Here is a 24,540-nt window from a genome sequence, read left to right as displayed (position 1 = left end):
CGCCATACAGGCGCCGACGTCTGCCTCAGACTCAGGCTTGGTGGGGAGTGTCAGGTTCTGCGTGGATGTTCCCGGATTGCATCCGGGCTACCCTGCCTGCGCCGTAGCCCGGATGCAATCCGGGGCCAAGATCCAGGCCAAACACCATGTGGCGGACGGCAGTTGAGCTATGCACAGGGCCACGCCTCACTCAACCGCCGCCGACACCGGTCACTAACCGGCCTGCTTACTCCGCCGCTGGCTTGCGGCGCTTGAGCGGCGCCAAACCGTCCTGGCTGACCAGTACCGGGGCATCAGCCTTCGGTTTGTTGACCGTATTACGCTTGGCAGGCGCCTTGGCGGCGACCTTCTTCACCGCGCCCTTCTTGGCGGTCTTGCCGTCGGCAGTCTTTTTCTTCTTCACCCCCACCGCCTTGCCGGAGGCCTTGAGGTTTTTCGGGCCCTGATAGATGCCCAGCACATCCTTGATATTGCGGCGTTCGAAGCGCTGTTTGAGGTAGCGTTCGATGCTCGACATCAGGTTCCAGTCGTTGTGGCAGATCAGCGAAATCGCCAAACCTTCGCCACCGGCGCGACCGGTACGGCCGATACGGTGCACGTATTCATCGCCCGAACGCGGCATATCGAAGTTGATCACAAGGTCCAGGCCGTCGACATCCAGACCACGGGCCGCCACGTCGGTGGCCACCAGAATCTTCACCGCGCCCTGCTTGAGGCGGTCGATGGCCAGCTTGCGGTCCTTCTGATCTTTCTCGCCGTGCAGCACGAATGCCTTGAACTCATGAGCGACCAGCTTGCCGTACAGGCGATCGGCCTGAACCCGGGTGTTGGTGAAGATGATCGCCTTGTCATAGGTCTCGTTGGCCAGCAGCCACTCGACCAGACGCTCTTTGTGGTAGTTGTGGTCGGCGGTGATGATCTGCTGACGCGTGCCCTCGTTGAGCTGACTGACGGCGTTGAGCTGCAGGTGCTGCGGCTCCCTGAGCACCTTGGCGACCATCTCGCGCAACCCTGCACCGCCACTGGTGGCGGAAAACAGCAGGGTTTGGCGCTCCGGGCTGCCGCAGAGGTCGGCCAGGCGCTGCACATTCTCGGCAAAGCCCATGTCGAGCATGCGGTCGGCTTCATCGAGCACCAGCACTTCGACCTCGTCCAGAGGCAGGTTGCCGGCGTTGGCGTGTTCGATCAGGCGGCCCGGGGTGCCGATCAGGATGTCCACCCGACGCAGCATGGCCGCCTGCTGCTTGAAATCCTCACCGCCGGTGATCAGGCCGGCCTTGATGAAGGTGAACTGGGCGAAACGTTCAACCTCCTTGAGGGTCTGTTGAGCCAGCTCACGGGTCGGCAGCAGGATCACCGCACGCAGGCTCATACGGGGTTGGGCCGCACCATCACCCAGCAAACGATTGAGCATGGGCAACACGAAGGCGGCGGTCTTGCCGCTGCCGGTCTGTGCGATCACCCGTAAATCGCGTCCCTGCAATGCTAGCGGAATAGCTGCCACCTGCACCGGGGTGGGCTCGACAAAGTTCAGCTCAGCCACGGCTTTAAGCAGGCGTTCATGCAGGGCGAATTGAGAAAACACGGGGGTTAACCTCGACGAAAAACGGAAATCAGCTGCATAGCCTAACGGTTTCCCGCGCTGCGGCCGAATTTCTTTGTGGGTAACCGCACAACATAGCGCTGAAAGGCCTTGAACAATCAGCCGTACGCGCGCTCCAATCAACATCATAACGGCCCATCCGGCCTTGGAGGTTGCATGATCTGTTCTTCTCGTACTCTGCTGATCGGTAGCGGCCTGGCCATGCTGCTGGCCGCACAAAACACCCTGGCCGCGCCAAAACACGACAACGCCGGCAAGCATGGCTCAGGTCATAACGGCGAGGCCGGCATCCACCTGCAGGGGCCGTCTATCGATATTGGCCGCGTGCGCATCATCCTCGGTGACAACCGCCATCTGATCGGCCCGACCAGCTCGCTGCCGCCGGGCATCGCCAAGAACCTCGCACGCGGCAAGCCGCTGCCGCCGGGCATCGCCAAAAACTTCGACAACCGCCTGCTCGGCCAACTGCCGCGTTATGACGGCTACGAATGGAAACAGATCGGGACCAATGTGGTCCTGGTGGCGATTGCCACTGGGGTGATCTATGAAGTGCTGAGAAACGTGCTGGACTGATCCGTCCGGGCGCCTTCGATCTGGCGCCCAAGCTTGACCCAGCTCAGACAACCCTCAGGGGAAAACGGCATATGCCGCGAGCCGTGCAGGTTGCCCAGCCAGGTACCACCGAGTAAGCGCCGAACTCGCCCTGAAATACACACCCGCCCTCCCTGCCCTACCGACCTTTCAACGACGCATCTGTTTACGCAGCAGTCGCGCGCTGTCCCAACCGACCAGAATCACCGCCAACCAGATCGGCAGGTAAGTCAGCCATTGCGCCGAGTCGAAATGCTCGCCGAGAAACAGCAGCGCAACCGCGAACAGCAGTACCGGTTCGACGTAGCTGAGAATGCCGAACAGCCCCAATGGCAGCAGACGACTGGAGGCCATCATCGTGGCGAACGCCAGGGCGCTGAGCAAGCCCAGCCCCGGCAACAGCCACCATAGCTGCGGGGCCAGGGTGAAGACATCCTCGATGCCCCAGTCGATGATCAGCCAGACCGCAATCGGCGCCATCACCAGCATTTCCAGGACGAAGCCGGACAAGGCATCCAGGCGCATCCAACGACGCAGCATGAAATACGGCGGATAGCCCAGGGCGGTGACCAGAGTGACCCAGGAAAACGCCTGGGTACGCCACAGTTCATGCAGCACGCCAACCAAGGCACAGGCCACCGCCAACTGCTGCAGCGGACGCAACTGCTCACCGTAGAACACCCGGCCGACCAGCACCATGGCCAAGGGCAGCAAAAAGTAGCCCAGCGACACATCCAGCATGCGTCCGGCCAAGGGCGCCCAGACGAACAAGGCCCACTGAATGCCCATCATCAGCGCCGCCAACGGCAAGGCGGCCAGCAATAACGGCTCATGTCGCAGGCGCACGAAGGCCGCCGCCAACACTGTCCATTGTCGCGACAGAGCGACCAGCAGCAACACCGCCGGAATCGACCACAGCACACGCTGAGCGAACACTTGCACACCGTCCAGCGGCGCCAGTTGCTGCACATAGCCGGGCACCAGGGCAAACAACACCGAGGCAATTACCGACAAGGCCACGCCACGTCCAGACAGATTCATCACGCCACCTTCATAACAGGCCGCTGCCTGCTACTGCGCCGGATCATCAGCAGCGACACGCCGATCACCGCCCCACCCAGGCTCAGGCGCAGCAGGTCGGCATCACGATTCCACAGCAACAAGTTGACCAGCAAGCCAGCCGGCACCAGCGCGTTATTCATCACCGCCAGAGTGCCGCCATCGACCAGACTGGCGCCCTTGTTCCACCAGTAAAGACCAAGCCCGGAAGCCGCCAGTCCGAGCCAGACCAATACACTCCACTGCAGCGTCGTGCTGGGCAGCTTGCTGGCGTTGCCGAACAGCAGGAAAGCGGGCAATGCAACAGCCAGCGCCCCCAGGTAGAAGTAGCCAAAACGTCGGTACTGCGGGACATCCGCAGGGTGCCGGGCCAGCAGGTGCTTGTAGCCCACTTGGCCGGCGGCGAAGGTGAAATTGGCGAGTTGCAGCAGCGCAAACCCCAGGTAGAAGTCTGCGCTGATCTGGTCGTAGCGAATCACCGCCGCCCCCGCCACCGCGACCAGCGCGGCAAGCAGGGCCCAGGGATTGAAACGACGATTGAAGGCATCCTCGATCAAGGTCACGTGCAGCGGCGTGAGGATGGTGAACAACAGCACCTCCGGCACCGTCAGCACACTGAAGCTCAGGTACAGGCAGACGTAAGTGACACCGAACTGCAGCGCACCGATCAGCAACATGCCGCGAATGAAGCTCGGCGCCACCCCGCGCCAACGGGTCAGCGGCAGAAATACCAGCCCCGCGATAACCACGCGCGTCAGCACGGCAAAATAACTGTCCACCTGACCGGCCAGGTATTCGCCGATCAGGCTGAAGGAGAAGGCCCATAGCAGGGTCACGAATACTAGATAACGCATGGCCACCTCGCAGAAAACCGGCGACCTTAGCCTGTTAATGCTGGCGTGGCCAATGCCTTATGCGGTGCGGGCAGCGCAGCACTCGCGAACTGCCGGAGGGGTAAGCATTGAAAGATCGCCCGTCTGCTAGCGACGCCATATAAAAAAACCCAGCCGCCCCATCAAAAGGGTCGACTGGGCATGTGCGCGCCCAGGAGCGGAGGGCGCGAAGGAAGTCGCTGTACTACTTAAACATTAGGCCACTTGAGCCAGCTGCGCCTTCGCCTCGGCCAAACCTTTTTCCAGGAACTCAGCGCCCAGGTTGAGACCCTCGGCATGGATGAAGCTGACGTCGTGAACCCCGATAAAGCCCAGGGCCTGACGCAGGTAAGGTTCCTGATGATCCATGCTGCCGCCGGCATAGATACCGCCGCGCGCGGTCAGCACGAAGGCGCGCTTACCACTGAGCAAGCCCTGCGGACCGGTTTCGGTGTATTTGAAAGTCACCCCGGCCCGCAGCACATGGTCCAACCAGGCCTTCAAGGTGCTGGGAATGGTGAAGTTGTACATCGGCGCGGCCAGCACCAGCACGTCGGCGGCCAGCACTTCATCGGTGAGGGTGTTGGAAAGCGCCAGCGCGGCCTGCTCCGCATCGCTCTGCTGCTCGGCCGGAGTCATCCAGCCACCCAGCAGGTTGGCATCCAGATGCGGCACCTGATTGACCGCCAAGTCACGCACGGTGACCCGATCAGCCGGGTGAGCAGCTTGCCAGTGGGCAATGAACTGCTCGGTGAGTTGGCGAGAAACCGAACCCTGCTGGCGGGCGCTGCTTTCGATTACGAGGACGTTAGCCATGAATTTTGCTCCATCGAGGGGTTAGTGAACGTCGATGGACAGAGAATATGAGCATCAATATCGATTAAAAAGCGCAAAAAATCGCCTATAAACATCAATAAAGTTGATTTATAGTTAATCCCACACTAGGCTCAATCTTGACACCAACATCATCGCGCACCCCTTATTTGAGGTCGCAGGTCAACTTAGCGCGCAATTTGATGATGCTGCGCGCGAACTTGACCGTCATGTTGCTGCTCTCCCCTGCTGCCAGCAGCACCTGGCGGGTACGCGGCACTTCGGGGCCATTGCGAAACACGGCCTTACAGTGCGCATCGGTCTGGCCGTAGTTGTAGAGCAGCACAGCGCCCATGTTGTGGTCGATTTCCTGAGTGGTGACCGACACCTCGGCGCCATTGAGCTGTTTCTCCACCTCGATCGGGTAGGCGAGAGCAGTCAGCGGCAGCAGAGCGATCAAGGCACAACAGATTTTTTTCATGCGGCAGTCTCCAACAAGGGACTGCCAGTTTAGGGCGAGTTCGCCGTGCTGTGCACCCAGCAGCGCGACATCTCAGGTTTACAGGAGGCGATGATGAAAGCGCCCCGCGTTACTCTCGACCAATGGCGCACCCTGCAGGCGGTGGTCGATCAGGGTGGTTTTGCCCAGGCCGCCGAGGTGCTGCACCGCTCGCAATCCTCGATCAGCTATACCGTGGCACGCATGCAGGAACAGCTCGGCATGCCGCTGTTGCGAATCGAAGGCCGCAAGGCGGTGCTCACCGAAGCCGGCGATGTACTGCTGCGCCGTTCGCGACAACTGGTGAAACAGGCCAGTCAGCTGGAAGACCTGGCCCATCACATGGAGCAAGGCTGGGAAGCTGAAGTACGCCTGGTGGTCGATGCCGCCTACCCCAGCGCCCGCCTGGTCCGCGCGCTCACCGCCTTCATGCCGCAGAGTCGCGGCTGCCGGGTACGGCTGCGCGAGGAGGTGTTGTCCGGTGTCGAGGAAGTGCTCAAGGAAGGCGTCACCGACCTGGCGATCAGCGGCTACAGCATTCCCGGTTATCTCGGCGCGGAGATGAGTTCGGTGGAGTTCATCGCCGTCGCTCACCCCGATCATCCGCTGCATCGTTTACAACGCGAACTGAGCTTCCAGGATCTGGAAACCCAGATGCAGGTGGTGATCCGTGACTCCGGCCGACAGCAGCCACGCGATGTCGGCTGGCTCGGCGCCGAACAGCGCTGGACGGTGGGCAGCCTGGCCACCGCTGCCACCTTCGTCGGCAGTGGTCTGGGCTTCGCCTGGCTGCCCCGGCACATGATCGAACGCGAACTGAATGACGGCCTGCTCAAGCCGTTGCCGCTGGATCAGGGCGGCAGCCGCAACCCACAGTTCTACCTGTATTCGGACAAGGACAAACCGCTTGGCCCGGCCGCAGAAATTCTCGTTGAACTGATTCAGCGATTCGATGCCGCACCGTTGAATGCCGCCTTTGCCGCGCCGCAGCCCCCCGCCTGACAGGACGTTAGCCATGCCCTATTTCGATTACGACGGTTGCCAACTGCACTACGAAGAGTACGGTCACGGAGCGCCGGTACTGCTGGTCCATGGCCTGGGTTCGAGCACCCGCGACTGGGAATACCAAATCCCCGCGCTGGCCGCTCATTATCGAGTGATCGCTCTCGACATACGCGGCCACGGCCGCTCCGACAAGCCAAGCGAGCGCTACAGCATCGCCGGTTTTGCCGAGGACGTGGCGGCGTTGATCGAGCACTGCCAGCTCGATGCAGTGCACCTGGTCGGCATCTCCATGGGCGGCATGATCGGTTTTCAGCTCGGCGTCGAGCGCCCAGAACTGCTCAAGAGCCTGTGCATCGTCAACAGCGGGCCGGAAGTGAAGGCGAAAAGCCCGCGCGACTACCTGGAAATCGCCAAGCGCTGGAGCCTGTCACGCCTGCTCAGCCTGGAGACCATCGCCAAGGCCCTGGGCAAGATGCTGTTTCCCAAGCCCGAACAGGCCGAGCTTCGCCAGAAGATCGAAGCGCGCTGGCCGCAAAACGACAAACGCGCCTACCTCGCCAGCCTCGACGCAATTATCGGCTGGGGCGTACGGGAACGCCTGGCGCGCATCACCTGTCCTACTCTGGTGATCAGCGCCGACCGCGATTACACCCCGGTGGCGCAGAAGGCCGCTTACGTCAAGGAACTGCCCAACGCGCGGCTGCTGGTGATCGAAGATTCGCGTCACGCCACACCACTGGATCAACCACAGTGTTTCAATAGCCACCTGCTGGCCTTCCTCGCCGAAGTCGAACAGGCCGCACCCACTCCCCTTAAGGACCCAAAAGCATGTTGAAGAAACTCGCCCTCGCCGCCTGCTCCCTGCTGTTCGCCACCAGCCTGCTGGCTGCGGAGAACCCGAAAGTACTGCTGACCACCAGCCTCGGCGAAATCGAAATCGAACTGGCCGCCGACAAAGCCCCAATCAGCGTGGAGAATTTTCTCGGTTACGTGGACAGCGGCTATTACGCTGGCACCCAGTTCCACCGCGTGATCCCGGGCTTCATGGTCCAGGGCGGTGGTTTCGATGCCGACCTGCAACAGAAGCAGACCCGCGCACCGATCAAGAACGAAGCCGACAACGGCCTGCACAATGTGCGCGGTACCCTGGCCATGGCCCGTACCCAAGTGCGCGACTCGGCCACCAGCCAGTTCTTCATCAACCACAAGGACAACGCCTTCCTCGACCATGGCAGCCGTGATTTCGGCTATGCCGTGTTCGGCAAGGTAGTGCGCGGCATGGAAGTGGTCGACCAGATCGCCCAGGTGCCTACCGGCAACCGCGCGGGTCAGCAGAACGTGCCGAACAAGCCGGTCCTGATTCTCGAAGCCAAGCGCCTGTAACCCTCCCTCCTCGGGTGGGCTCCAAGCCCACCCTACAGGCCAGAACCTGCCCCGAACACAACCCGCCCCAATCGGTAACACAAACAGTGCCGCTGAGTGCATCTGGGCGACTCGGCTGCTTTGCGAGCGCACTCGCTTTAAAGGGATAGAATCAGCATTCAGCCCACCACCAAGGCAGGATGCCTGACATGCTGTTTCGCCGCTTCGAAGCCCTGCTCGACGTATTCAAAGCCAGCCCCGAGCTTGAGCCGCCGCAAGGCGTTCTGCCGTTCTACGCGCATTACCTGCGCCAGGCCTGGCCGCTGCTGATCGCCGTGCTGGTGGTCGGCTTCTTCGCCGCCCTGATCGAGGTGGCGCTGTTCAGCTTTCTCGGCCGACTGATCGACATGACTCAAGCCACGCCGAGCAGCGCCTTCTTCAGCCAGTACCGGGGCGAACTGCTGTGGATGCTGCTGGTCGCGATGATCCTGCGTCCGCTGGTCTTCGGCCTGCACGACCTGCTAGCCAACCAGGCGATCACCCCCAACCTGACCAACCTGGTGCGCTGGCAGAACCACCGTTATGTGCTCAAGCAGAGCCTGAGTTTCTTCCAGAACGACTTCGCCGGGCGCATCGCCCAACGCATCATGCAGACCGGCCCGGCCCTGCGCGACTCCGCCCTGCAGGTGGTCGATGCGCTCTGGCACGTGCTGGTCTACGCCGGCAGCGCGCTCTACCTGTTCGCCGAGGCCGACTTGCGCCTGATGCTGCCGCTGTTGCTGTGGATTCTCGGCTACTGCCTGCTGCTGCGGCACTTCGTGCCGCTGATCAAACAGCGCTCGGCCACCGCCTCGGCGGCGCGTTCCACCTTGATGGGCCGGGTGGTGGACGGCTACACCAACATCATGACCTTGAAGCTGTTCGCCCACACCCGCGAGGAGGAAGGCTACGCCCGCACCGCCATGCAGGACCTGCTCGACAAGGTGCGCCTGCAGACCCGCACCGTCACCGCCCTGGACTTCAGTGTTACCTGCCTCAACGGCCTGCTGATCGCCAGCACCGGCACATTGGCCCTGTGGCTGTGGAGCCAGGAGCTGATCAGCACCGGCGCCATCGCCCTGGCGATTGGCCTGGTGATCCGCATCAACAACATGGCCGAGTGGATCATGTGGGTGGTCAACGGCATCTTCGAAAACGTCGGCACCGTGCAGGACGGCATGCAGACCATCGTCCAGCCTTGCCACCTGCTCGACCGGACAGGCGCGCAGCCACTCAAGGTGCAGCGTGGCGCCGTGCACTTCGACGCCATTCACTTCCACTATGGCAAGACCTCCGGGGTGATCGACGGCCTGGACCTGCAGGTACACCCCGGCGAGAAAATCGGCCTGGTCGGCCCATCGGGAGCGGGCAAGTCGACCCTGGTCAGCCTGCTGCTGCGCCTGTACGACCTGCAGGCCGGACGCATTCTGATCGACGACCAGGACATCGCCGCAGTGACCCAGGAAAGCCTGCGCGCGCAGATCGGCGTGGTCACCCAGGACACCTCACTGCTGCACCGCTCGATTCGCGACAACCTGCGCTACGGCAAGCCCGACGCCAGCGAGGCGGAGCTCCACGCGGCCGTACACAAGGCGCGCGCCAATAGCTTCATCGCCCAGCTGGACGACAATCAGGGTGGCCGCGGCTTCGATGCCAAGGTCGGCGAACGCGGGGTCAAACTGTCCGGCGGCCAGCGTCAGCGCATCGCCATCGCTCGCGTGCTGCTGAAAGACGCGCCAATCCTGGTGCTCGACGAAGCCACCTCGGCGCTGGACTCAGAGGTCGAGGCGGCGATCCAGGAGAGCCTGGACAGCCTGATGCAAGGTAAAACCGTGATTGCCATCGCCCACCGCCTGTCGACCATTGCGCGCATGGACCGCCTGGTAGTGATCGATCAGGGGCGTATTGTCGAGAGCGGCACGCACGGCCAGCTGATCGCCCACGGCGGTCTCTACGCCCGCCTCTGGCAGCACCAGACCGGTGGTTTCGTCGGCGTGGAGTAACGTTTCCCGTGGCAGCGGCCTTGGCCGCGATCAGCATTTCGGACCGACCGCGGCTCGCTCAGACACGCTGCCATACGCGCCTCAAGCTTGGCGATACGGCAGCAATCCGCGCGCTTCTTCGCTGTAGCCCTGTACGCCGACCCGCTCCTGCTCGAGAAAATTAGCCACCGCCGCGCGCAGGCCCGGATGGCAGAGGTAATGCCAGGAGCGGGTGATCACCGGCTCGAAGCCACGGATCAACTTGTGTTCACCCTGGGCACCGGCATCGAAGCGCTGCAGCCCCTGGGCGATGGCATAGTCCATGCCTTGGTAGAAGCAGGTCTCGAAGTGCAGGCGGTCGAACTCCGCCAGACACCCCCAATAGCGGCCGTATAAGCTGCCGGCGCCGGTCAGGCTGAAGGCCATCGCCACCGGCTGCGCGCCCCGACGCGCCAGCACCACGCGGATCGCTTCGGGCATGCGCTCGGCCAACAGGCTGAAGAACGTCCGGGTCAGATAAGGCGCCTGGCCTCGCACCTGGTAGGTATTGGCATAACACAGGTAGACGAAATCCCACTCGGCCTCGTTGAGCTGATGCCCCTCGCGCCAGTCGAACTCGATACCCTGCCCTGCCACCTGCTCGCGTTCCTTGCGAACCTGCTTGCGCTTGCGTGAACTCAGGCCGTCGAGGAAATCCTGAAAGTCCCGGTAGTCGCGGTTGCGCCAGTGGAACTGGCAGCCGAGTCGCTCCAGCCAGCCCTCCCGCCCCCGCAGCAGGGCATCGGCGGCCTCATCGGTGAAGTTGATATGCAGGCTGGACAGACCTTGAGACTCCAGCTGCGCGGTGAGTTCATCGAGCAACTGCGCCGCTGCGACCGGGGCCCCGAGCAAGCGCGGGCCGCTCACCGGCGAGAAGGGAATGGCGCCGAGCAGCTTGGGATAATAGGCGATCCCAGCGCGCTGGCAGGCGTCGGCCCAGCCATGATCGAACACGTACTCGCCATAGGAATGGTTTTTCACGTACGCAGGCAGCGCCGCCAGCGGCTGCCCCTGGTCGTCCAGCAACACCTGATGCGCCGCTTGCCAGCCCGTGCGCCCACCGACGCTGCCGCTGTCTTCCAGGGCCGTGAGAAAGGCATGGCGGAGAAAGGGTTGCGGCTCAGGCACCAGGCCATCCCAGGTAGTGGCCGCGAGTTCGGTCAAACGGTGCAGGCTGTAAACGGGCATCCAAGGTATCCGCAGTCACTGAATCGGCAGAGGCAATCAGCCTGCACTATATCGCTAGCAGGCCGTTGAAAAATGTAGCGAGCGACGGCTAGGGCCGCACCCGTTCCCTACGGGTAACGGCATTTCCCACATCCATGTGGGTCACAAGGCGAAAAAGGCCGCAACGTAGCGAAGCGGAGTAACAGCCGGAGGCTGGCTCGCAGGGTGAGCGTAGCGAATCAAAAGCGCAGTTTACCTGTTGTAAATGAGCATTTGAGGCGCCGCGTCCCGGGCCGATTTCAACGCGGCATAGCCTAGCGCAGTAGTTTTTCAACGGCCTGCTAATGGCGACCACGCCAGAGGCCCCACTGCCACGCACTGACTGGGCAGACCGATGAACCAAGAGCAGGCAGAGAACTGGCGCTCGCGCCCATGCAGAAAACAAAAAAAGGGCGACCTAAGTCGCCCGAATTGCCTTGCGTGCCCGTTGCCGGAGGGATTCAGCGCGTCTTGCGCTTGTGCGAATCCTTCCAGATGAAATAACCGACGCCGGCGAAGAACGCGACCATCAGGCCGACGGTGCCGATACCGGCGAGAACCACCACATCGATAAACATGCTTGCCTCCTGCACCAGTCCTTGCTGGGAATGACTGCAAGGTACGTGGCGGCGAGGCAACGGGCATTGATCTGGATCAACAGTGGCGCGCTTGCCGTCGGCCGGGAGCGCCAGACGACGGATTCACGGGGCCCACGGAGCCCACGGAGCCCACGGAGCCGGGAGGCTCAGCGCTTTTTCGGTTTGCTTTTCGACTTTTTCTTGCCCGAGGGCAACGGCAGCGCTTGCTCGAAGGCCTGGCGCATCTCGTTGAGCTTCTTGTCGCGCAGGTCGTGGATACGCTTGTCGCGCTCGGCGCCGAAGTCGATCAGTTTGTCGTCATTACTCATGCTGGAGACCGGATTAAGCGGAATGTCAGGTTCAGGCGCGGCACACAGGGGCTGCCCGTCTTCGCCACTTGGTGCTGCCAATAATGCTGCGTCGGCCCGCGCATGACCAGCAGCGAGCCATGATTAAGCGCTAAGGAGTGCTCGATGCGCGACTGCCCTTTGCGGCGCAGATCGAAACGCCGGGTGCCACCCAGACTGAGCGAAGCGACCAAGGGCTCGCGGCCCAGCTCGGCTTCGTCGTCGCTGTGCCAGCCCATGGAGTCCTGCCCGTCGCGGTAATAGTTGAGCAACACGCCGTTCAGTGGCTCGCCGACGGCCTCGACCACTCGCGTACGTATGGTCTGCAACAGCGGCGTCCAGGGCAGCGGCTGATGAGTTTGACCGGAGTAACGATAACGGGCCTCGGCATCGCCGTACCAGGCGAGCAGACGCGGCACCGGACAGACGCGGCCATACAACCGCACCTGCGGTTGCTGCCAGGGGGTTTCATCGAGTAATTGGTTGAACCACAGATCCGCCGTCGTGCTATCCAGCCAGTCCGACTGAAAGTCGAGTTCGGCATGCGTCAGATGCAATTGGTTGTCATTGAAAAGGTTCACAGGCAGCTCGGCTCTGTAGCGGTATGGAACCCAGGCATTCAGACCTCCACATCTACCCACACACCTTGGCGGGGCAACTCGTCGAGCGCCGCCTCATCGGCCTCGTCCACTTCGCCCGCCGCCAGTTGCTCCGGGGTGTAACCGCGCCTCTGGCGACGCCGCTGCTCTTCGCGCAACAACTCCTCGGCATCCTGTGGATGACGTTTATCCAGGCTCAAGGCACTCTCTTTGGAGCTTTCCTGAACCGGCGTCACCGGCGGAATGTCGGGCCTGGGTTTGATCACGTCCTGCTGGGCAGTGACCGGTACCAGGCTTTGGGGAATGGGCGGTAGCACGTTATTCAGCCTCTCCTTTGGTCAGTCTGTCGGCCAGGTAAACGCCGACTTGAGGCAGCCTCGCTACACTTTTGACTGAAGTTAGCTCGCTAAGTGCCATTGCGTCTTTGGTCTTGGCGTGGCGTTCCGTTACCATAGCCGGCTTTTTCACGCGGGAGACAGGCATGGCGCAATACGAACCGGGGCAACGCTGGATCAGTGACAGCGAGGCAGAGTTGGGTTTGGGCACCGTCCTGATGCAGGAAGGCCGCATGCTCACGGTGCTCTACCCGGCCACCGGCGAAACCCGCCAATACGCCGCGCGCAATGCGCCCCTGACCCGTGTGCGCTTCTCGCCCGGCGATGAGATCACCCATTTCGAAGGCTGGAAACTGACCGTACAGGAAGTCGATGACATCGACGGCCTGCTGGTATACCACGGCCTCGATGGGCAGAACCAGAGCGTCACCCTGCCGGAAACTCAGCTGTCCAACTTCATCCAGTTCCGCCTGGCCAGCGACCGCCTGTTCGCCGGTCAGATCGACCCGCTGCCCTGGTTCGCCCTGCGCTACCGCACTCTCGAATTCACCAGTCGCCAGTTGCAGTCCTCGCTCTGGGGCCTGGGCGGCGTGCGTGCGCAACCGATTGCCCACCAGCTGCACATCGCCCGTGAAGTCGCCGACCGCATCGCCCCGCGGGTGCTGCTGGCCGACGAAGTGGGTCTGGGCAAGACCATTGAGGCTGGTCTGGTGATCCATCGCCAGCTGCTCTCCGGCCGCGCCAACCGCGTGCTGATCCTGGTACCGGAGAACCTGCAACACCAGTGGCTGGTGGAGATGCGCCGCCGCTTCAACCTGGAAGTGGCGCTGTTCGACCAGGAGCGTTTCATCGAGAGCGATGCCAGCAATCCGTTCGAGGACTGCCAGTTGGCCCTGGTGGCCCTGGAATGGCTGTGCGAGGACGACAAGGCCCAGGACGCGCTGTTCGCTGCCGGCTGGGATCTGCTGGTGGTCGACGAAGCGCACCACTTGGTATGGCACCCGGATCGCGCCAGCCCGGAATACACCCTGGTCGAGCAACTGGCAGGGGTCATCCCCGCCGTATTGCTGCTTACCGCCACGCCCGAGCAGCTGGGTCAGGACAGCCACTTCGCCCGCCTGCGCCTGCTCGACCCGAACCGTTTCCACGACCTCGAAGCCTTCCGCGCCGAAAGTGCCCACTACCGCCCGGTCGCCGAAGCGGTACAGGAACTGCTGGACCAAGGCAGCCTGTCGCCCGCCGCCCACCAGACCATTCATGACTTCCTCGGCAGTGAGGGCGAAGGCCTGCTGGCCGCGGTCAAGGCGGGTGACAGCGAGGCGTCCGCGCGCCTGGTGCGCGAGCTGCTCGACCGTCACGGCACCGGCCGTTTGCTATTTCGCAACACCCGCGCGGCGGTCCAGGGCTTCCCTGAGCGCGACCTGCACCCCTACCCGCTGGCGAGCCCGGACGAGTACATGGAGCTGCCGATTGGCGAGCACCCCGACCTGTATCCGGAAGTCAGCTACCAGGCCCAGGCCGAAATCGACGAGGACCAGCGCTGGTGGCGCTTCGACCCGCGCGTCGAGTGGCTGGTCGACACCCTGAAGATGCTGAAGAAATTCAAGGTTCTGGTGATCTGCGCCCACGCCGAGACCGCCATGGACCTGGAAGACGCCCTGCGCGTGCGCAAGGGCATTCCCGCCACGGTGTTCCACGAAGGCATGAGCATCCTCGAACGCGATCGCGCCGCGGCTTACTTTGCCGACGAAGAGTTCGGTGCCCAGGTGCTGGTCTGCTCGGAAATCGGCAGTGAGGGTCGCAACTTCCAGTTCGCCCATCACCTGGTGCTGTTCGACCTGCCGGCCCACCCGGACCTGCTCGAACAGCGCATCGGCCGTCTCGACCGCATCGGCCAGAAACACCGTATTCAGTTGCACGTGCCCTACCTGGAAAACAGCCCGCAAGAGCGCCTGTTCCAGTGGTACCACCAGGGTCTGAACGCCTTCCTCGCCACCTGCCCGACCGGCAACGCCCTGCAGCACCAGTACGGCAGCCGTTTGCTGCCGATGCTGGAAAGTGGCGACGACGATGAATGGCAGAGCATGCTGAACGAAGCCAAAGCCGAGCGCGAACGCCTCGAGGGTGAGCTGCACGCCGGCCGTGACCGCCTGCTGGAACTCAACTCCGGCGGCGCGGGCGAAGGCGAGGCGCTGGTCGAGGCGATCCTCGAGCAGGACGACCAGTTCGCCCTGCCGATCTACATGGAGCAGTTGTTCGATGCCTTTGGCATCGACAGCGAAGACCACTCGGAAAACGCCCTGATCCTGCGCCCCAGCGAGAAGATGCTGGATGCCAGCTTCCCGCTAGGCGACGACGAAGGCGTGACCATCACCTACGACCGCGACCTGGCGCTGGCGCGCGAGGACATGCAGTTCCTCACCTGGGAACACCCGATGGTGCAAGGCGGCATGGATCTGGTGCGCTCGGGCTCGATGGGCAACACCGGCGTGGCCCTGATCAAGAACAAGGCACTGAAACCCGGCACCGTGCTGCTGGAATTGCTTTACGTCAGCGAAGTGGTCGCCCCGCGCGCCCTGCAACTGGGGCGCTACCTGCCACCTGAGGCATTGCGCTGCCTGCTGGACGCCAACGGCAACGACCTGGCCCACAAGGTGGGTTTCGAGACTCTCAACGACCAGTTGGAAAGCGTACCCCGCGCCAGCGCCAACAAGTTCGTTCAGGCCCAGCGCGACGCACTCAACCCGCAGATCAATGCCGGCGAAGAGAAAGTCGCACCGCGCCACGTCGAGCGGGTTGCCGAAGCGAAACGCCGCCTGGCCGCCGACGTCGATGAGGAGCTGACCCGCCTGACCGCCTTGCAGGCGGTCAACCCAAGCGTACGCGACAGCGAACTGGACGCCCTGCGCCAGCAACTGGAGCAAGGCCTGGGTTTGCTCGACAAGGCGGCGCTGCGCCTGGAGGCGATTCGGGTACTGGTGGCCGGCTAACCTCGACTGGCGTACACCCGCTCAACAATAAGGCCCGCAATTGCGGGCCTTATTGTGGGTGCAAACAAATCCCGGGCGAGTCTATATCTGTGGCGGCCCGTACATTTGCACCCCTGGGCCACTAGGCCGGCACCGCCTCCAGCATGCCCGCGCGCATCCGCGCAGCGTCCCGCGTGAAACAGCGCGACGCCTGCACCAGCGTCAGCATGGTGAGAAACAGTGCCACGGGGATCAGGTACATCGCGTCATGCAAGCCCACCGCCTTGAAGGTTTCGTTCATCTGCGTGGCGCCAGCGGCGAGCATCGCCGCATTGGCGAAGTAATCGGACAACAGCCCCACCGCGATGGGACCCAGCCCCCCGCCCAGCAGGTACAGGCCGGCGAAGAACAGGGCCATGGCGGTCGCCCGCAGACGCGGCTCGACCACATCCTGAATCGCCGTATAGACGCAGGTGTAGAAGTTGTAGGAAAACAGCCAGCCAATGCTGAACAGCGCAACAAACAGCCCGATGGCGATGTGCCCGGAGAACAGCGCATAACCGGTACATCCCGCCGCAACCAGCATGCTCAGGGCGGCAAACAGTAGACGCCCGGATTCGGACTTCTGATGAATCCGGTCCGCCAGCCAACCGCCGAGCGTCAGACCGAACAAGCCGGTCACACCGACGATTACCCCGGTGGCCACGGCCGCCTGCTCCAGCGGCAACAGGAAATAGCGCTGCAGCATTGGCACCATGAAGGAGTTGCACGCATAAGTGGCGAAGTTGAAGGTCAGCCCGGCGATCACCAACCACCAGAACGTGCGAATCGCCAGGACCTTACGCAATGGTTGCCGCACCGGCTCGACCGCCACCTGCACGGCCTCAGCGCCACCACGCTTGGGTTCTTTGATGAAAAACATGAACAACGCCAGGATCAGCCCCGGCACTGCGGCGATAAAGAAAGGTGCGCGCCAACTGTCGAAGGCCTTGACCATGGCGCCGATGGTGAAGAAGGCAAGCAGCAGGCCCAGCGGCAAGCCCAGCATGAAAATGCCCATGGCCCGCGCGCGCTTGTGTGCCGGAAACAGGTCACCGATCAGCGAGTTGGCCGCCGGCGCATAACTGGCCTCGCCAATACCCACCCCCATGCGCACCAGCAAAAAGCTCCAGAAGTTCCAGGCCAGACCGTTGACCGCGGTCAGGCCACTCCACACCGTCAGCCCCCAGCCCATGATCTTGCGCCGCGAGCCGGTATCGGCCATGCGCCCCAAGGGCACACCGGCAACCGCATAGACGATGGTAAACGCGGTACCGATCAAGCCCAACTGAAAGTCGCTGAGGCTCCATTCCAGGCGAATCGGCTCGATGATGATCGCCGGGATGCTGCGATCGAAGAAATTGAACAGATTGGCAAGGAAAAGCAGGAACAAAATGCGCCAAGCATTCGCCACCGGCTGGGACTGCTGCATGGAATCCGTCCTATTGTAGTTATTGACAGCCGCTACAAGCTGGCGCCAGCGAATCTGCCGACACCTGGCCAGGCATACGCAGCAGGCAATCTAGAGACTGAAGCCCTAGCTGTCTGCGACTATTCGCAAGCGTGATGCCACGAAATGGGCGTCCAGACCGACTACAGGCACTGCCTACACCGACAGAGGCGTCACCTTGATGCAAGGCGGCCGCTCCGGTCAGCGCCAAGCACCCGCAGTGCAACTCCTAACCACGGGTGCCAAGCACACGACCGCTGGGCTGTAACAGATAACCTGTTTATTGACGTAATCGCCAACCCTGTCCATGGTCTTACAAGGCCCTAAATCACCGCGCCTATGGCTGATTGCTATGCTCAGACCCTTTACCAGCCACACGACACGGCCCCCATCCGATAATCGCGCGTCAGCCGCGCTGTGCTTGGCCGTCGGCTTATGGCTAGTCCAGCTGTTGTGGCCAGTTCCCGCCATGGCCACGGAAACCGTGAGCTTGCAACTGCGCTGGCTGCATCAGTTTCAGTTCGCCGGCTACTACATGGCCCAGGAAAAGGGTTACTACCGCAAAGCCGGGCTGGAGGTCGAGATTCGCCAAGGCGGACCGGGCACGCCGAAACCGATAGAGGCCATGCTCAGCGGTGACGTCGACTTCGCCATTGCCAACAGCGGTCTGGTTATCGCCCGTATGCAAGGCAAGCCGGTCGTAGCCCTGGCGGCCATCATGCAAAGTTCGCCAGTGGTATGGATCGTCCGTGCCGACTCGAATATCTACACCCCGCTCGACCTGGCAGGGAAACGGGTGATGCTGATGCCCGAGCCGGAAAGCGCCGAACTACGCATCACCCTGGCCCGCGAAGGCATCGACCTGAGCCGGCTGCTCGTGAGCGAAACCAGCTTCAACCCGCAGGATCTGGTCGATGGCAACACCGATGCCTATGACGGCTACCTGTCCAACGAACCCTTCTGGCTGGACCAGCAGAAGATGGCCTATCGGCTGATCAACCCCCGCGAATACGGCGTCAATTTTTACAATGACGTACTGGCCACCCGTGAAACCCTGGTGCAGGAACGGCCCGAGCAGGTCGAGGCCTTTATCCAGGCCAGCCTCGACGGTTGGCAATATGCCCTTGAGCACATCGAAGAAAGCGTACAACTGATCCATCAGCGTTACGCGCCGAACAAGAGCCTCGAGCACTTGCGTTTCGAGGCCCAGGCGCTGAAAAAACTGATCATGCCCGAGCTGGTACAACTGGGGCACATGAACCCCGGACGCTGGCAAACCATCGCCAACAGCTACGCCCAACTGGGCATGGCCACAGGGCCGACCGAACTGGATGAGTTTATCTACAGCCGCAAGACGGAAACCGACCACAGCGTGCTCTATCAGGTGGTGATAGGCGCTCTGCTAGCCCTACTCCTGGTGGGCGCGGTGGCCTGGCGCTTTGCACACCTGACCCAACATCTGCGCCTGGAGATCAAGCGCCGGCGCCAGGTCGAGCAGGCGCTGCTCAACAGCAACCTGCAACTGGAACACCTGGCCAATACCGATCGTCTGACCGGACAGTGGACTCGACTGAAATTCGAAGAGGTGGCGCTGCACGAAATCAAGCGCGCCGAGCGCTACGGCTTTCCGCTTGCACTGATCTTTTTCGACATCGACCGCTTCAAGTTGATCAACGATGAACATGGCCATGAAACCGGCGACTACGTGCTGAGGAACGTGGCGCAACGGATCAAGGCGCAGCTGCGCGAGTCCGACTGCCTATGCCGTTGGGGCGGCGAAGAGTTCATCATCCTCATGCCGCACACCGACCTCGAGCACGCCGTAGTCATGGCGGAAAAACTGCGCCTGTTGCTGGCCGCCGAACCGCTGGACAAGCGAATCAACGTCACCGCCAGCTTTGGGGTCACCCAATGGCAACCCGGCCAGGGTCTGCGCGAACTGGTGCACTGCGCCGATCAACTGCTGTACCGCGCCAAACAGATGGGCCGCGACCGTGTCGAGTGCATTGCGCTGGCTGCCGCTCAGACCCAGCCATGAGCAGCCCGACCACTCCCCGCACCTAGCCCGCCCCAACGAACTCCCACGCTATTGGCCGGCGTCGAGCCACGCGGGCAACCACCCTAGTCCCGCGTGAGTTCCGTCTTCGTCCGGTCTATATTCGGCCCCCAGCCAACCCCGATAGCCGTGGTCGTGCAAGGCCGCCAAGACTGGCGCGAAGTCAATCCGGCCGGTTCCCGGAGCGCCTCGACCGGGGCAGTCGGCGAACTGCACATGACCGATGCGTCCGGCCAACAGTTCAATACCCGCGACCAGATCAAGGCCTTGTCGCGCCATGTGATAGAGGTCGTACTGTGCCTGGCAATTAGGGTGATTGACGGCACGAAGCAGTCCATCCAGCTGTTCAGGGGTGTTGATGAGAAAATCCGGCATATCCAGTGGATTGATCGCCTCACAGAGCACCACGATGCCCAACAGCTGGAAGGCCTCGGCGGTCTTGCGCAGGTTAGCGACCAGCGTCGTCAGCGCCTGCTGGCGGCTTACACCTGCCAGCAGGCGCCCCGGTAACACATTGACACAGGCCGGGCGCACCATTGCCGCGTAGGTCAACGCCTCTTGCAGTGCTCGATCGAAGTCGCCCTGACGCGCCGGCACGGCGGCCAGTCCGGCACCGCCGCTCATCAGGTCTCCGGCCGGCAGGTTGATCAAGATCAGGGGCATGCCGGCCGCCGCCAAGGCCTCCTTCAGGCGTAACGCCGGCAGCTCATAGGGAAACTGGATCTCCACGCCATCGAAGCCTGCGGCAGCGGCCGCGACCACACGCTCATGCAGGGGCAACTCGGTGAACAACAGCGACAGGTTAGCGGCGATCTTCATGCGTCTGGCTCACGGTACAGGGTCACCAGGGTGGCCGGATCGTGTTCAAGATTGCCCTGACTGCCGTGCAGGCGCATCAGCTGCGCGGCCAGACCACTGAGTGGGGTCGCCGAGCCCGTCTCGCGCGATAGCTTGGCGGCGCTATCCAGATCCTTGAGCAGGGTGCGCACATGCCATTTCACCGGTTCGAACTCACTACTGGCCATTTGCGGGGCGAGGATCTGCAGCGGTTTGGAGTCGGCAAAGCCACCCGCCAGGGCCGGGGCAATCAGGCTCGCATCCACCCCGGCTTTCTCCGCCAGGGCCACGACTTCGGCGATCACCAGGGCGTTGCAGGCGACGATCATCTGGTTGCACACCTTGGTCACCTGCCCGGCACCGACCTCGCCCATGTGTGTCAGACGCTGCCCCAGGTGCGCCAGGATCGGCCGCGCGCGCTCGACGTCTTCGGCCCGGCCACCGGCCATGATAGCCAGGCTGCCGGCCTCGGCGCCTGGGGTGCCACCGGACACCGGCGCATCCACCCAGCGCATGCCGCAGCGCTGTTCCAGCTCGGCGGCCATCTCACGGGTTGCCGCCGGCTCCAGGCTGGAGAAATCCACCAGCAACTGTCCGGGTTTGCCGCCCTCGACGATCCCGCCGGGGCCGAACACCACCTCGCGCACCACCTCGGTATTGGCCAGACAGAGCATCACTATGTCGGCCCCGGCGCACAGCTCGGCCGGGATTTGCGCGCGCTGCGCGCCCAAGTCCACGAGAGGCAGGCACTTGTCCGCCGAGCGGTTCCAAACGGTCAGTGGGTAGCCTGCGGCGAGCAGCCGGCGGGTCATCGGCAGGCCCATAAGACCGATACCGGCAAAGGCGATTGAAGGCAGCGAGGCGGTCATACAGCAGCTCCGTAAGGTTCAGCGAAGCCTGCATCTTAATCCCAGCACGGGTGAATGAAAGCTGCGCAGAGCCGAACATGCCCCTATAATCCGCCCCCGCTTTCCCCGCTATTGAACCGGAGAACCCACATGTATAAGAGTACCCTGGCGCTCGCCGCCGGCTTTGCCCTGTCCTTTACCAGCCTGTTCAGCCAGGCTGCCGATGTCCTGAAAGTTTCCGCCATCCCCGATGAAGCCCCCACCGAACTGCTGCGCAAGTTCGAGCCGCTGGGGGCTTACCTGGAACAGCAGTTGGACATGAAGGTTGAGTTCATCCCGGTGGCCGACTACGCCGCCGTGGTCGAGGCGATTGCCGCCGACCGCATCGACCTGGCCTGGCTCGGTGGCTTCACCTTCGTCCAGACCCGCCTGAAAACCGGCAACGCCATTCCCCTGGTGCAGCGCGCCGAGGATGCCACCTTCACCAGCAAGATCATCAGCGCCGACCCGAGCGTGCACTCGCTGCAGGACCTGAAGGGCAAGACCTTCGCCTTCGGCTCGGTGTCCTCGACTTCCGGCAGCCTGATGCCGCGCTACTTCATGCTCCAGGACGGGATCAAGCCGGAGGCCTTCTTCAGCCGCATCGCCTACTCCGGCGCCCATGACGCCACCGCTGCCTGGGTCCAGGCCGGCAAGGCCGACGGCGGCGTACTCAACGCCTCGGTGTGGGACAAACTGGTGGCCGCCGGCAAGGTCGATACCGACAAGGTCAAGGTGATCGCCACTACCCCGCCGTTCTTCGATTACAACTGGACCGTACGCGGCAGCCTCGACCCGGCACTGCGCGAGAAGATCCAGGCGGCGTTCCTCGCCCTCGATCCGGCCAACCCGCAACACAAGGCGATCCTCGACCTGCAGGCCGCCAGCCGCTTTATCGCCACCCTGGCGGAGAATTACCAGGGTATCGAGGAAGCCGCCCGCGCCGCCGACCTATTGAAGTGAGCCTGAACCTCACTGGCGTGGGGTTGACCCACGCCAACGGCCAGGTTGCTCTGCGCGAGATCGATCTACGGGTGCAGCCCGGTGAGCGGATCGCCATCATCGGCCCCTCAGGCGCCGGCAAAACCAGCCTGCTACGCCTGCTCGCCACCAGCCTGCAACCGAGCGCCGGTCAACTCGAGCTGTTCGGCCAGCAGCCCTGGCAGCTCGGCGCTCAGCAGCGCCAGCAGTTGCGCGGGCGTGTGGGCTTGATCCATCAGGCGCCGCCGCTACCGCCACGGCAACGGGTGGTCACCGCGGTGCTGGCCGGCAAACTCGGCCAGTGGTCATTGGCCAGAAGCCTGCTTAGCTTGCTGCACCCGGTCGATATCCAGGGCGCCAGCAGCGCACTCGGCCGCCTGGATCTGGCGGACAAACTGTTCGAGCGCTGCGACCAGCTGTCGGGAGGTCAGTTACAGCGGGTTGGAATCGCCCGCGTGCTGTACCAGGCGCCCGAGCTGATCCTCGCCGACGAGCCGGTGTCGGCCATGGACCCCCTGCTCGCCGGCCATACCCTGAGCGTGCTCAATCAGGAGGCCAGCGCCCGCAAGATAACCCTGCTGGCCAGCCTGCATGCGGTGGAACTGGCCCTGGCACACTTTCCGCGGATCATCGGCGTACGTGAAGGACGTATCGTCTTCGACCTGCCACCCGAGGCGATCAGCCCGGCCGAGCTGGAAGCCCTGTACGCCAATGAGCAACTGCAAAGCCTCGAGGCTGTGGCACCGGCGCCGCCCGTTTGCGTGCAAATCCCACGATGCTGAACCCCGCCTTACGTGACCCGGCAGCCCTGCCCCGTCTGGCCCTGACGCTGCTGGCGGTGCTGCTGCTCTGGCCGGGGCTGTCGCTCAGCGAACTGAATCTGGCAGTGCTGGTCGATAGCGATAACGCCGCGAACATGGGCCGTTTTCTCGCCGATTTCTGGCCGCTGGCACATGACCCGCAGTTCCTCCGCCTGCTCGGTCGCGCCACCCTGGAAACCCTGGCCATCGCCACTGCCGGCATGGCCCTGGCGCTGCTGATCGCGATCCCCGGTGCACTGCTGGCCAGCCGCGCCCTGTCGCTGTCGGCCGCACACCGTAGTGGTCGACCGGCCTGGTGGGCACAGGCCCTGCGCTGGCCGGTACGCGGGGTGCTGATTGTGCTGCGCAGCGTGCCGGAAATCGTTTGGGCTCTGTTGTTCGTGCGCGCCGTGGGCCTGGGCCCGACTGCAGGGGTGCTGGCCATCGCCATCACCTACAGCGGAATGCTCGGCAAGGTCTACGCGGAAATCTTCGAGTCGGTCGATCCGCGTCCCAGCCGCGCTCTGCTGATCGCCGGCAGCCCACGCCTGGCCGCGTTCGCCTATGGCGTCCTGCCCAACGCCGCAGCGGAAATGCTCTCCTATACGGTGTATCGCTGGGAATGCGCGATCCGCGCCTCGGTGATAATGGGCTTTGTCGGCGCTGGCGGCCTGGGTCAGCAGATTGACTTGTCGCTGCGCATGTTCGCGGGCGGCGAAGTGGCGAGCATGCTGCTGACCTTCCTGGTGCTGGTGCTGTTGGCCGACCAGCTCAGTTGTCTGCTGCGCACGAGGCTGCTATGACGAGGTTGGTGACTCAGCGCTTGACCAACTACGGCCTGCTCGCCGCCCTGCTGGCCGCGGTGATCGCCTCGTTCGTCTACCTGGGCATCGACCTCGGCGCACTGTTCGGCAGCGACAGCCTGAGCCAGATGGGCCATTACGCCGGCGGTTTCTTCAGTCCGGACTTCTCCGCGACTCACCTGCAACGCATCGCCCAGGGCGCCCTGGAGACACTGGCCATGTCGGCCATCGGCACGCTGCTAGCAGCGCTGCTTGGCCTGTTGCTGGCCTTGCCGGCAGCAGGACGCTTCGGTTGGCCGGCCCGCAGCGGCTCGCGTTTTATCCTCAATGCCCTGCGCGCGGTGCCTGAGCTGGTCTGGGCGGCCCTGGTGGTGCTGGCCGCAGGCCTCGGCCCGAATGCCGGCACCCTGGCCCTGGCCTTGCACACCGCCGGGGTGCTCGGGCGCTTGTTCGCCGAAGCCCTGGAGAACACCCCGAACGAACCGGCCGAGGCGATTCGCCTGAGCGGCGGCGGACGCATCGCGGCATTCTGCTACGGCACCCTGCCGACCGTCTGCCCGCAACTGATCGCCTACTCGCTGTACCGCTGGGAAAACAATATCCGCATGGCCAGCGTGCTCGGCTTTGTCGGTGCAGGCGGCTTGGGGCAGATGCTCTACGTCAACCTCAGTCTGTTCCAGGAAGCCCAGGCGGCAACCGTGATACTGAGCATGCTGCTGCTGGTGTTGGCGGTGGATGCGCTCAGCAGCTGGGCGCGGCAGCGCTGGGTCAGCGCGTAGGCTGGGTTGA

General features: G+C 63.2%; 24 protein-coding genes. 11 read left to right on the top strand and 13 right to left on the bottom strand.

Features of this window, described 5'->3' with window-relative positions; genetic code table 11:
* Positions 1-226: 226 nt before the first annotated feature.
* The gene (locus tag TMS3_RS10855; protein WP_025165305.1) at positions 227-1,585 is read right to left on the bottom strand and encodes a DEAD/DEAH box helicase; all 1,359 of its coding nucleotides are present in this window, start codon (positions 1,583-1,585) and stop codon (positions 227-229) included.
* Between the two features lie 174 nt (positions 1,586-1,759).
* On the opposite strand from TMS3_RS10855, the gene TMS3_RS10850 reads away from it, so the two are divergent.
* Positions 1,760-2,176, top strand: coding sequence for an anti-virulence regulator CigR family protein (locus TMS3_RS10850; protein WP_025165304.1), 417 nt, complete (start codon positions 1,760-1,762; stop codon positions 2,174-2,176).
* 168 nt (positions 2,177-2,344) lie between these two features.
* Here TMS3_RS10850 and rarD read toward each other — a convergent pair whose 3' ends face one another.
* The 4 genes from rarD to TMS3_RS10830 form a co-directional block, all read right to left on the bottom strand.
* A complete protein-coding gene (gene rarD, locus TMS3_RS10845; protein WP_025165303.1) occupies positions 2,345-3,235 on the bottom strand; it encodes an EamA family transporter RarD in 891 nt (296 codons plus the stop codon).
* Positions 3,235-4,107, bottom strand: a complete 873-nt coding sequence (locus TMS3_RS10840) for a carboxylate/amino acid/amine transporter (RefSeq protein WP_025165302.1) — start codon at positions 4,105-4,107, stop codon at positions 3,235-3,237. The genes rarD and TMS3_RS10840 overlap by 1 nt, the downstream gene beginning before the upstream one ends.
* 234 nt (positions 4,108-4,341) lie before the next feature.
* On the bottom strand, positions 4,342-4,941 hold the full coding sequence (locus TMS3_RS10835; protein ID WP_025165301.1) for an FMN-dependent NADH-azoreductase: 600 nt from the start codon (positions 4,939-4,941) through the stop codon (positions 4,342-4,344).
* Positions 4,942-5,104: 163 nt separating this feature from the next.
* Positions 5,105-5,419, bottom strand: coding sequence for a hypothetical protein (locus TMS3_RS10830; RefSeq protein WP_025165300.1), 315 nt, complete (start codon positions 5,417-5,419; stop codon positions 5,105-5,107).
* Between the two features lie 93 nt (positions 5,420-5,512).
* Between TMS3_RS10830 and TMS3_RS10825 the strand changes: the two genes are divergently transcribed.
* The 4 genes from TMS3_RS10825 (at position 5,513) to TMS3_RS10810 (ending at position 9,846) form a co-directional block, all read left to right on the top strand.
* Positions 5,513-6,439, top strand: coding sequence for a LysR family transcriptional regulator (locus tag TMS3_RS10825; RefSeq protein ID WP_025165299.1), 927 nt, complete (start codon positions 5,513-5,515; stop codon positions 6,437-6,439).
* Between the two features lie 13 nt (positions 6,440-6,452).
* Positions 6,453-7,277 (top strand): alpha/beta fold hydrolase, encoded by an 825-nt coding sequence (locus TMS3_RS10820; protein ID WP_025165298.1) that lies wholly within the window; start codon positions 6,453-6,455, stop codon positions 7,275-7,277.
* The gene (locus tag TMS3_RS10815) at positions 7,271-7,825 is read left to right on the top strand and encodes a peptidylprolyl isomerase (protein WP_025165297.1); all 555 of its coding nucleotides are present in this window, start codon (positions 7,271-7,273) and stop codon (positions 7,823-7,825) included. The genes TMS3_RS10820 and TMS3_RS10815 overlap by 7 nt, the downstream gene beginning before the upstream one ends.
* A 188-nt stretch (positions 7,826-8,013) precedes the next feature.
* Positions 8,014-9,846: an ABC transporter ATP-binding protein gene (locus tag TMS3_RS10810; RefSeq protein ID WP_025165296.1), complete on the top strand. Its 1,833-nt coding sequence runs from the start codon at positions 8,014-8,016 to the stop codon at positions 9,844-9,846.
* 81 nt (positions 9,847-9,927) lie between these two features.
* Here the strand turns inward: TMS3_RS10810 and TMS3_RS10805 are convergent, their stop codons facing one another.
* The 5 genes from TMS3_RS10805 to TMS3_RS10790 form a co-directional block, all read right to left on the bottom strand.
* Complete coding sequence (locus TMS3_RS10805; RefSeq protein ID WP_025165295.1) at positions 9,928-11,052, bottom strand: GNAT family N-acetyltransferase; 1,125 nt, start codon at positions 11,050-11,052, stop codon at positions 9,928-9,930.
* 479 nt (positions 11,053-11,531) lie between these two features.
* Complete coding sequence (gene ccoM, locus TMS3_RS25795; RefSeq protein ID WP_025165294.1) at positions 11,532-11,648, bottom strand: cytochrome c oxidase subunit CcoM; 117 nt, start codon at positions 11,646-11,648, stop codon at positions 11,532-11,534.
* 167 nt (positions 11,649-11,815) lie between these two features.
* Entirely contained in the window at positions 11,816-11,977 is a 162-nt protein-coding gene (locus tag TMS3_RS25460; RefSeq protein WP_178090523.1) for a hypothetical protein, read from the bottom strand.
* Positions 11,974-12,576 carry an alpha-ketoglutarate-dependent dioxygenase AlkB family protein gene (locus TMS3_RS10795; RefSeq protein ID WP_025165293.1) on the bottom strand — a complete coding sequence of 201 codons (603 nt, stop codon included), beginning with the start codon at positions 12,574-12,576 and terminating at the stop codon, positions 11,974-11,976. Before TMS3_RS10795 ends, TMS3_RS25460 begins: the two co-directional genes overlap by 4 nt.
* Before the next feature lie 38 nt (positions 12,577-12,614).
* A complete protein-coding gene (locus TMS3_RS10790; protein ID WP_025165292.1) occupies positions 12,615-12,911 on the bottom strand; it encodes a hypothetical protein in 297 nt (98 codons plus the stop codon).
* A gap of 164 nt (positions 12,912-13,075) precedes the next feature.
* Between TMS3_RS10790 and rapA the strand changes: the two genes are divergently transcribed.
* Positions 13,076-15,919, top strand: coding sequence for an RNA polymerase-associated protein RapA (rapA, locus tag TMS3_RS10785; protein ID WP_025165291.1), 2,844 nt, complete (start codon positions 13,076-13,078; stop codon positions 15,917-15,919).
* Positions 15,920-16,040: 121 nt separating this feature from the next.
* Here the strand turns inward: rapA and TMS3_RS10780 are convergent, their stop codons facing one another.
* The gene (locus TMS3_RS10780; RefSeq protein ID WP_025165290.1) at positions 16,041-17,369 is read right to left on the bottom strand and encodes a spinster family MFS transporter; all 1,329 of its coding nucleotides are present in this window, start codon (positions 17,367-17,369) and stop codon (positions 16,041-16,043) included.
* A 487-nt stretch (positions 17,370-17,856) separates the two neighbouring features.
* Here TMS3_RS10780 and TMS3_RS10775 point away from each other — a divergent pair, with 487 nt between their 5' ends.
* Positions 17,857-19,425 carry a GGDEF domain-containing protein gene (locus TMS3_RS10775; protein ID WP_025165289.1) on the top strand — a complete coding sequence of 523 codons (1,569 nt, stop codon included), beginning with the start codon at positions 17,857-17,859 and terminating at the stop codon, positions 19,423-19,425.
* Positions 19,426-19,473: 48 nt separating this feature from the next.
* On the opposite strand, the gene TMS3_RS10770 is transcribed toward TMS3_RS10775, so the two are convergent.
* Together TMS3_RS10770 and TMS3_RS10765 are read right to left on the bottom strand one after the other, a co-directional pair.
* Positions 19,474-20,262 carry a hydroxypyruvate isomerase family protein gene (locus TMS3_RS10770; RefSeq protein ID WP_025165288.1) on the bottom strand — a complete coding sequence of 263 codons (789 nt, stop codon included), beginning with the start codon at positions 20,260-20,262 and terminating at the stop codon, positions 19,474-19,476.
* Positions 20,259-21,149, bottom strand: coding sequence for an NAD(P)-dependent oxidoreductase (locus tag TMS3_RS10765; protein WP_025165287.1), 891 nt, complete (start codon positions 21,147-21,149; stop codon positions 20,259-20,261). The genes TMS3_RS10770 and TMS3_RS10765 overlap by 4 nt, the downstream gene beginning before the upstream one ends.
* 129 nt (positions 21,150-21,278) lie before the next feature.
* Between TMS3_RS10765 and TMS3_RS10760 the strand changes: the two genes are divergently transcribed.
* From TMS3_RS10760 to phnE, 4 genes are read left to right on the top strand one after another with little or no spacing between them, the layout of a single operon-like run.
* Complete coding sequence (locus tag TMS3_RS10760) at positions 21,279-22,130, top strand: putative selenate ABC transporter substrate-binding protein (RefSeq protein ID WP_025165286.1); 852 nt, start codon at positions 21,279-21,281, stop codon at positions 22,128-22,130.
* Positions 22,127-22,930 carry a phosphonate ABC transporter ATP-binding protein gene (locus tag TMS3_RS10755; protein WP_025165285.1) on the top strand — a complete coding sequence of 268 codons (804 nt, stop codon included), beginning with the start codon at positions 22,127-22,129 and terminating at the stop codon, positions 22,928-22,930. Before TMS3_RS10760 ends, TMS3_RS10755 begins: the two co-directional genes overlap by 4 nt.
* On the top strand, positions 22,924-23,751 hold the full coding sequence (locus TMS3_RS10750) for a PhnE/PtxC family ABC transporter permease (protein WP_025165284.1): 828 nt from the start codon (positions 22,924-22,926) through the stop codon (positions 23,749-23,751). The genes TMS3_RS10755 and TMS3_RS10750 overlap by 7 nt, the downstream gene beginning before the upstream one ends.
* The gene (phnE, locus tag TMS3_RS10745) at positions 23,748-24,530 is read left to right on the top strand and encodes a phosphonate ABC transporter, permease protein PhnE (RefSeq protein WP_200929627.1); all 783 of its coding nucleotides are present in this window, start codon (positions 23,748-23,750) and stop codon (positions 24,528-24,530) included. The genes TMS3_RS10750 and phnE overlap by 4 nt, the downstream gene beginning before the upstream one ends.
* Positions 24,531-24,540: the final 10 nt, after the last annotated feature.

The sequence above is a fragment of the Pseudomonas taeanensis MS-3 genome, from assembly GCF_000498575.2.
GTDB lineage: Bacteria > Pseudomonadota > Gammaproteobacteria > Pseudomonadales > Pseudomonadaceae > Aquipseudomonas > Aquipseudomonas taeanensis.
Note: the sequence above shows the minus strand (reverse complement) of the source record. Positions and strands in the feature narration are given on the sequence as shown.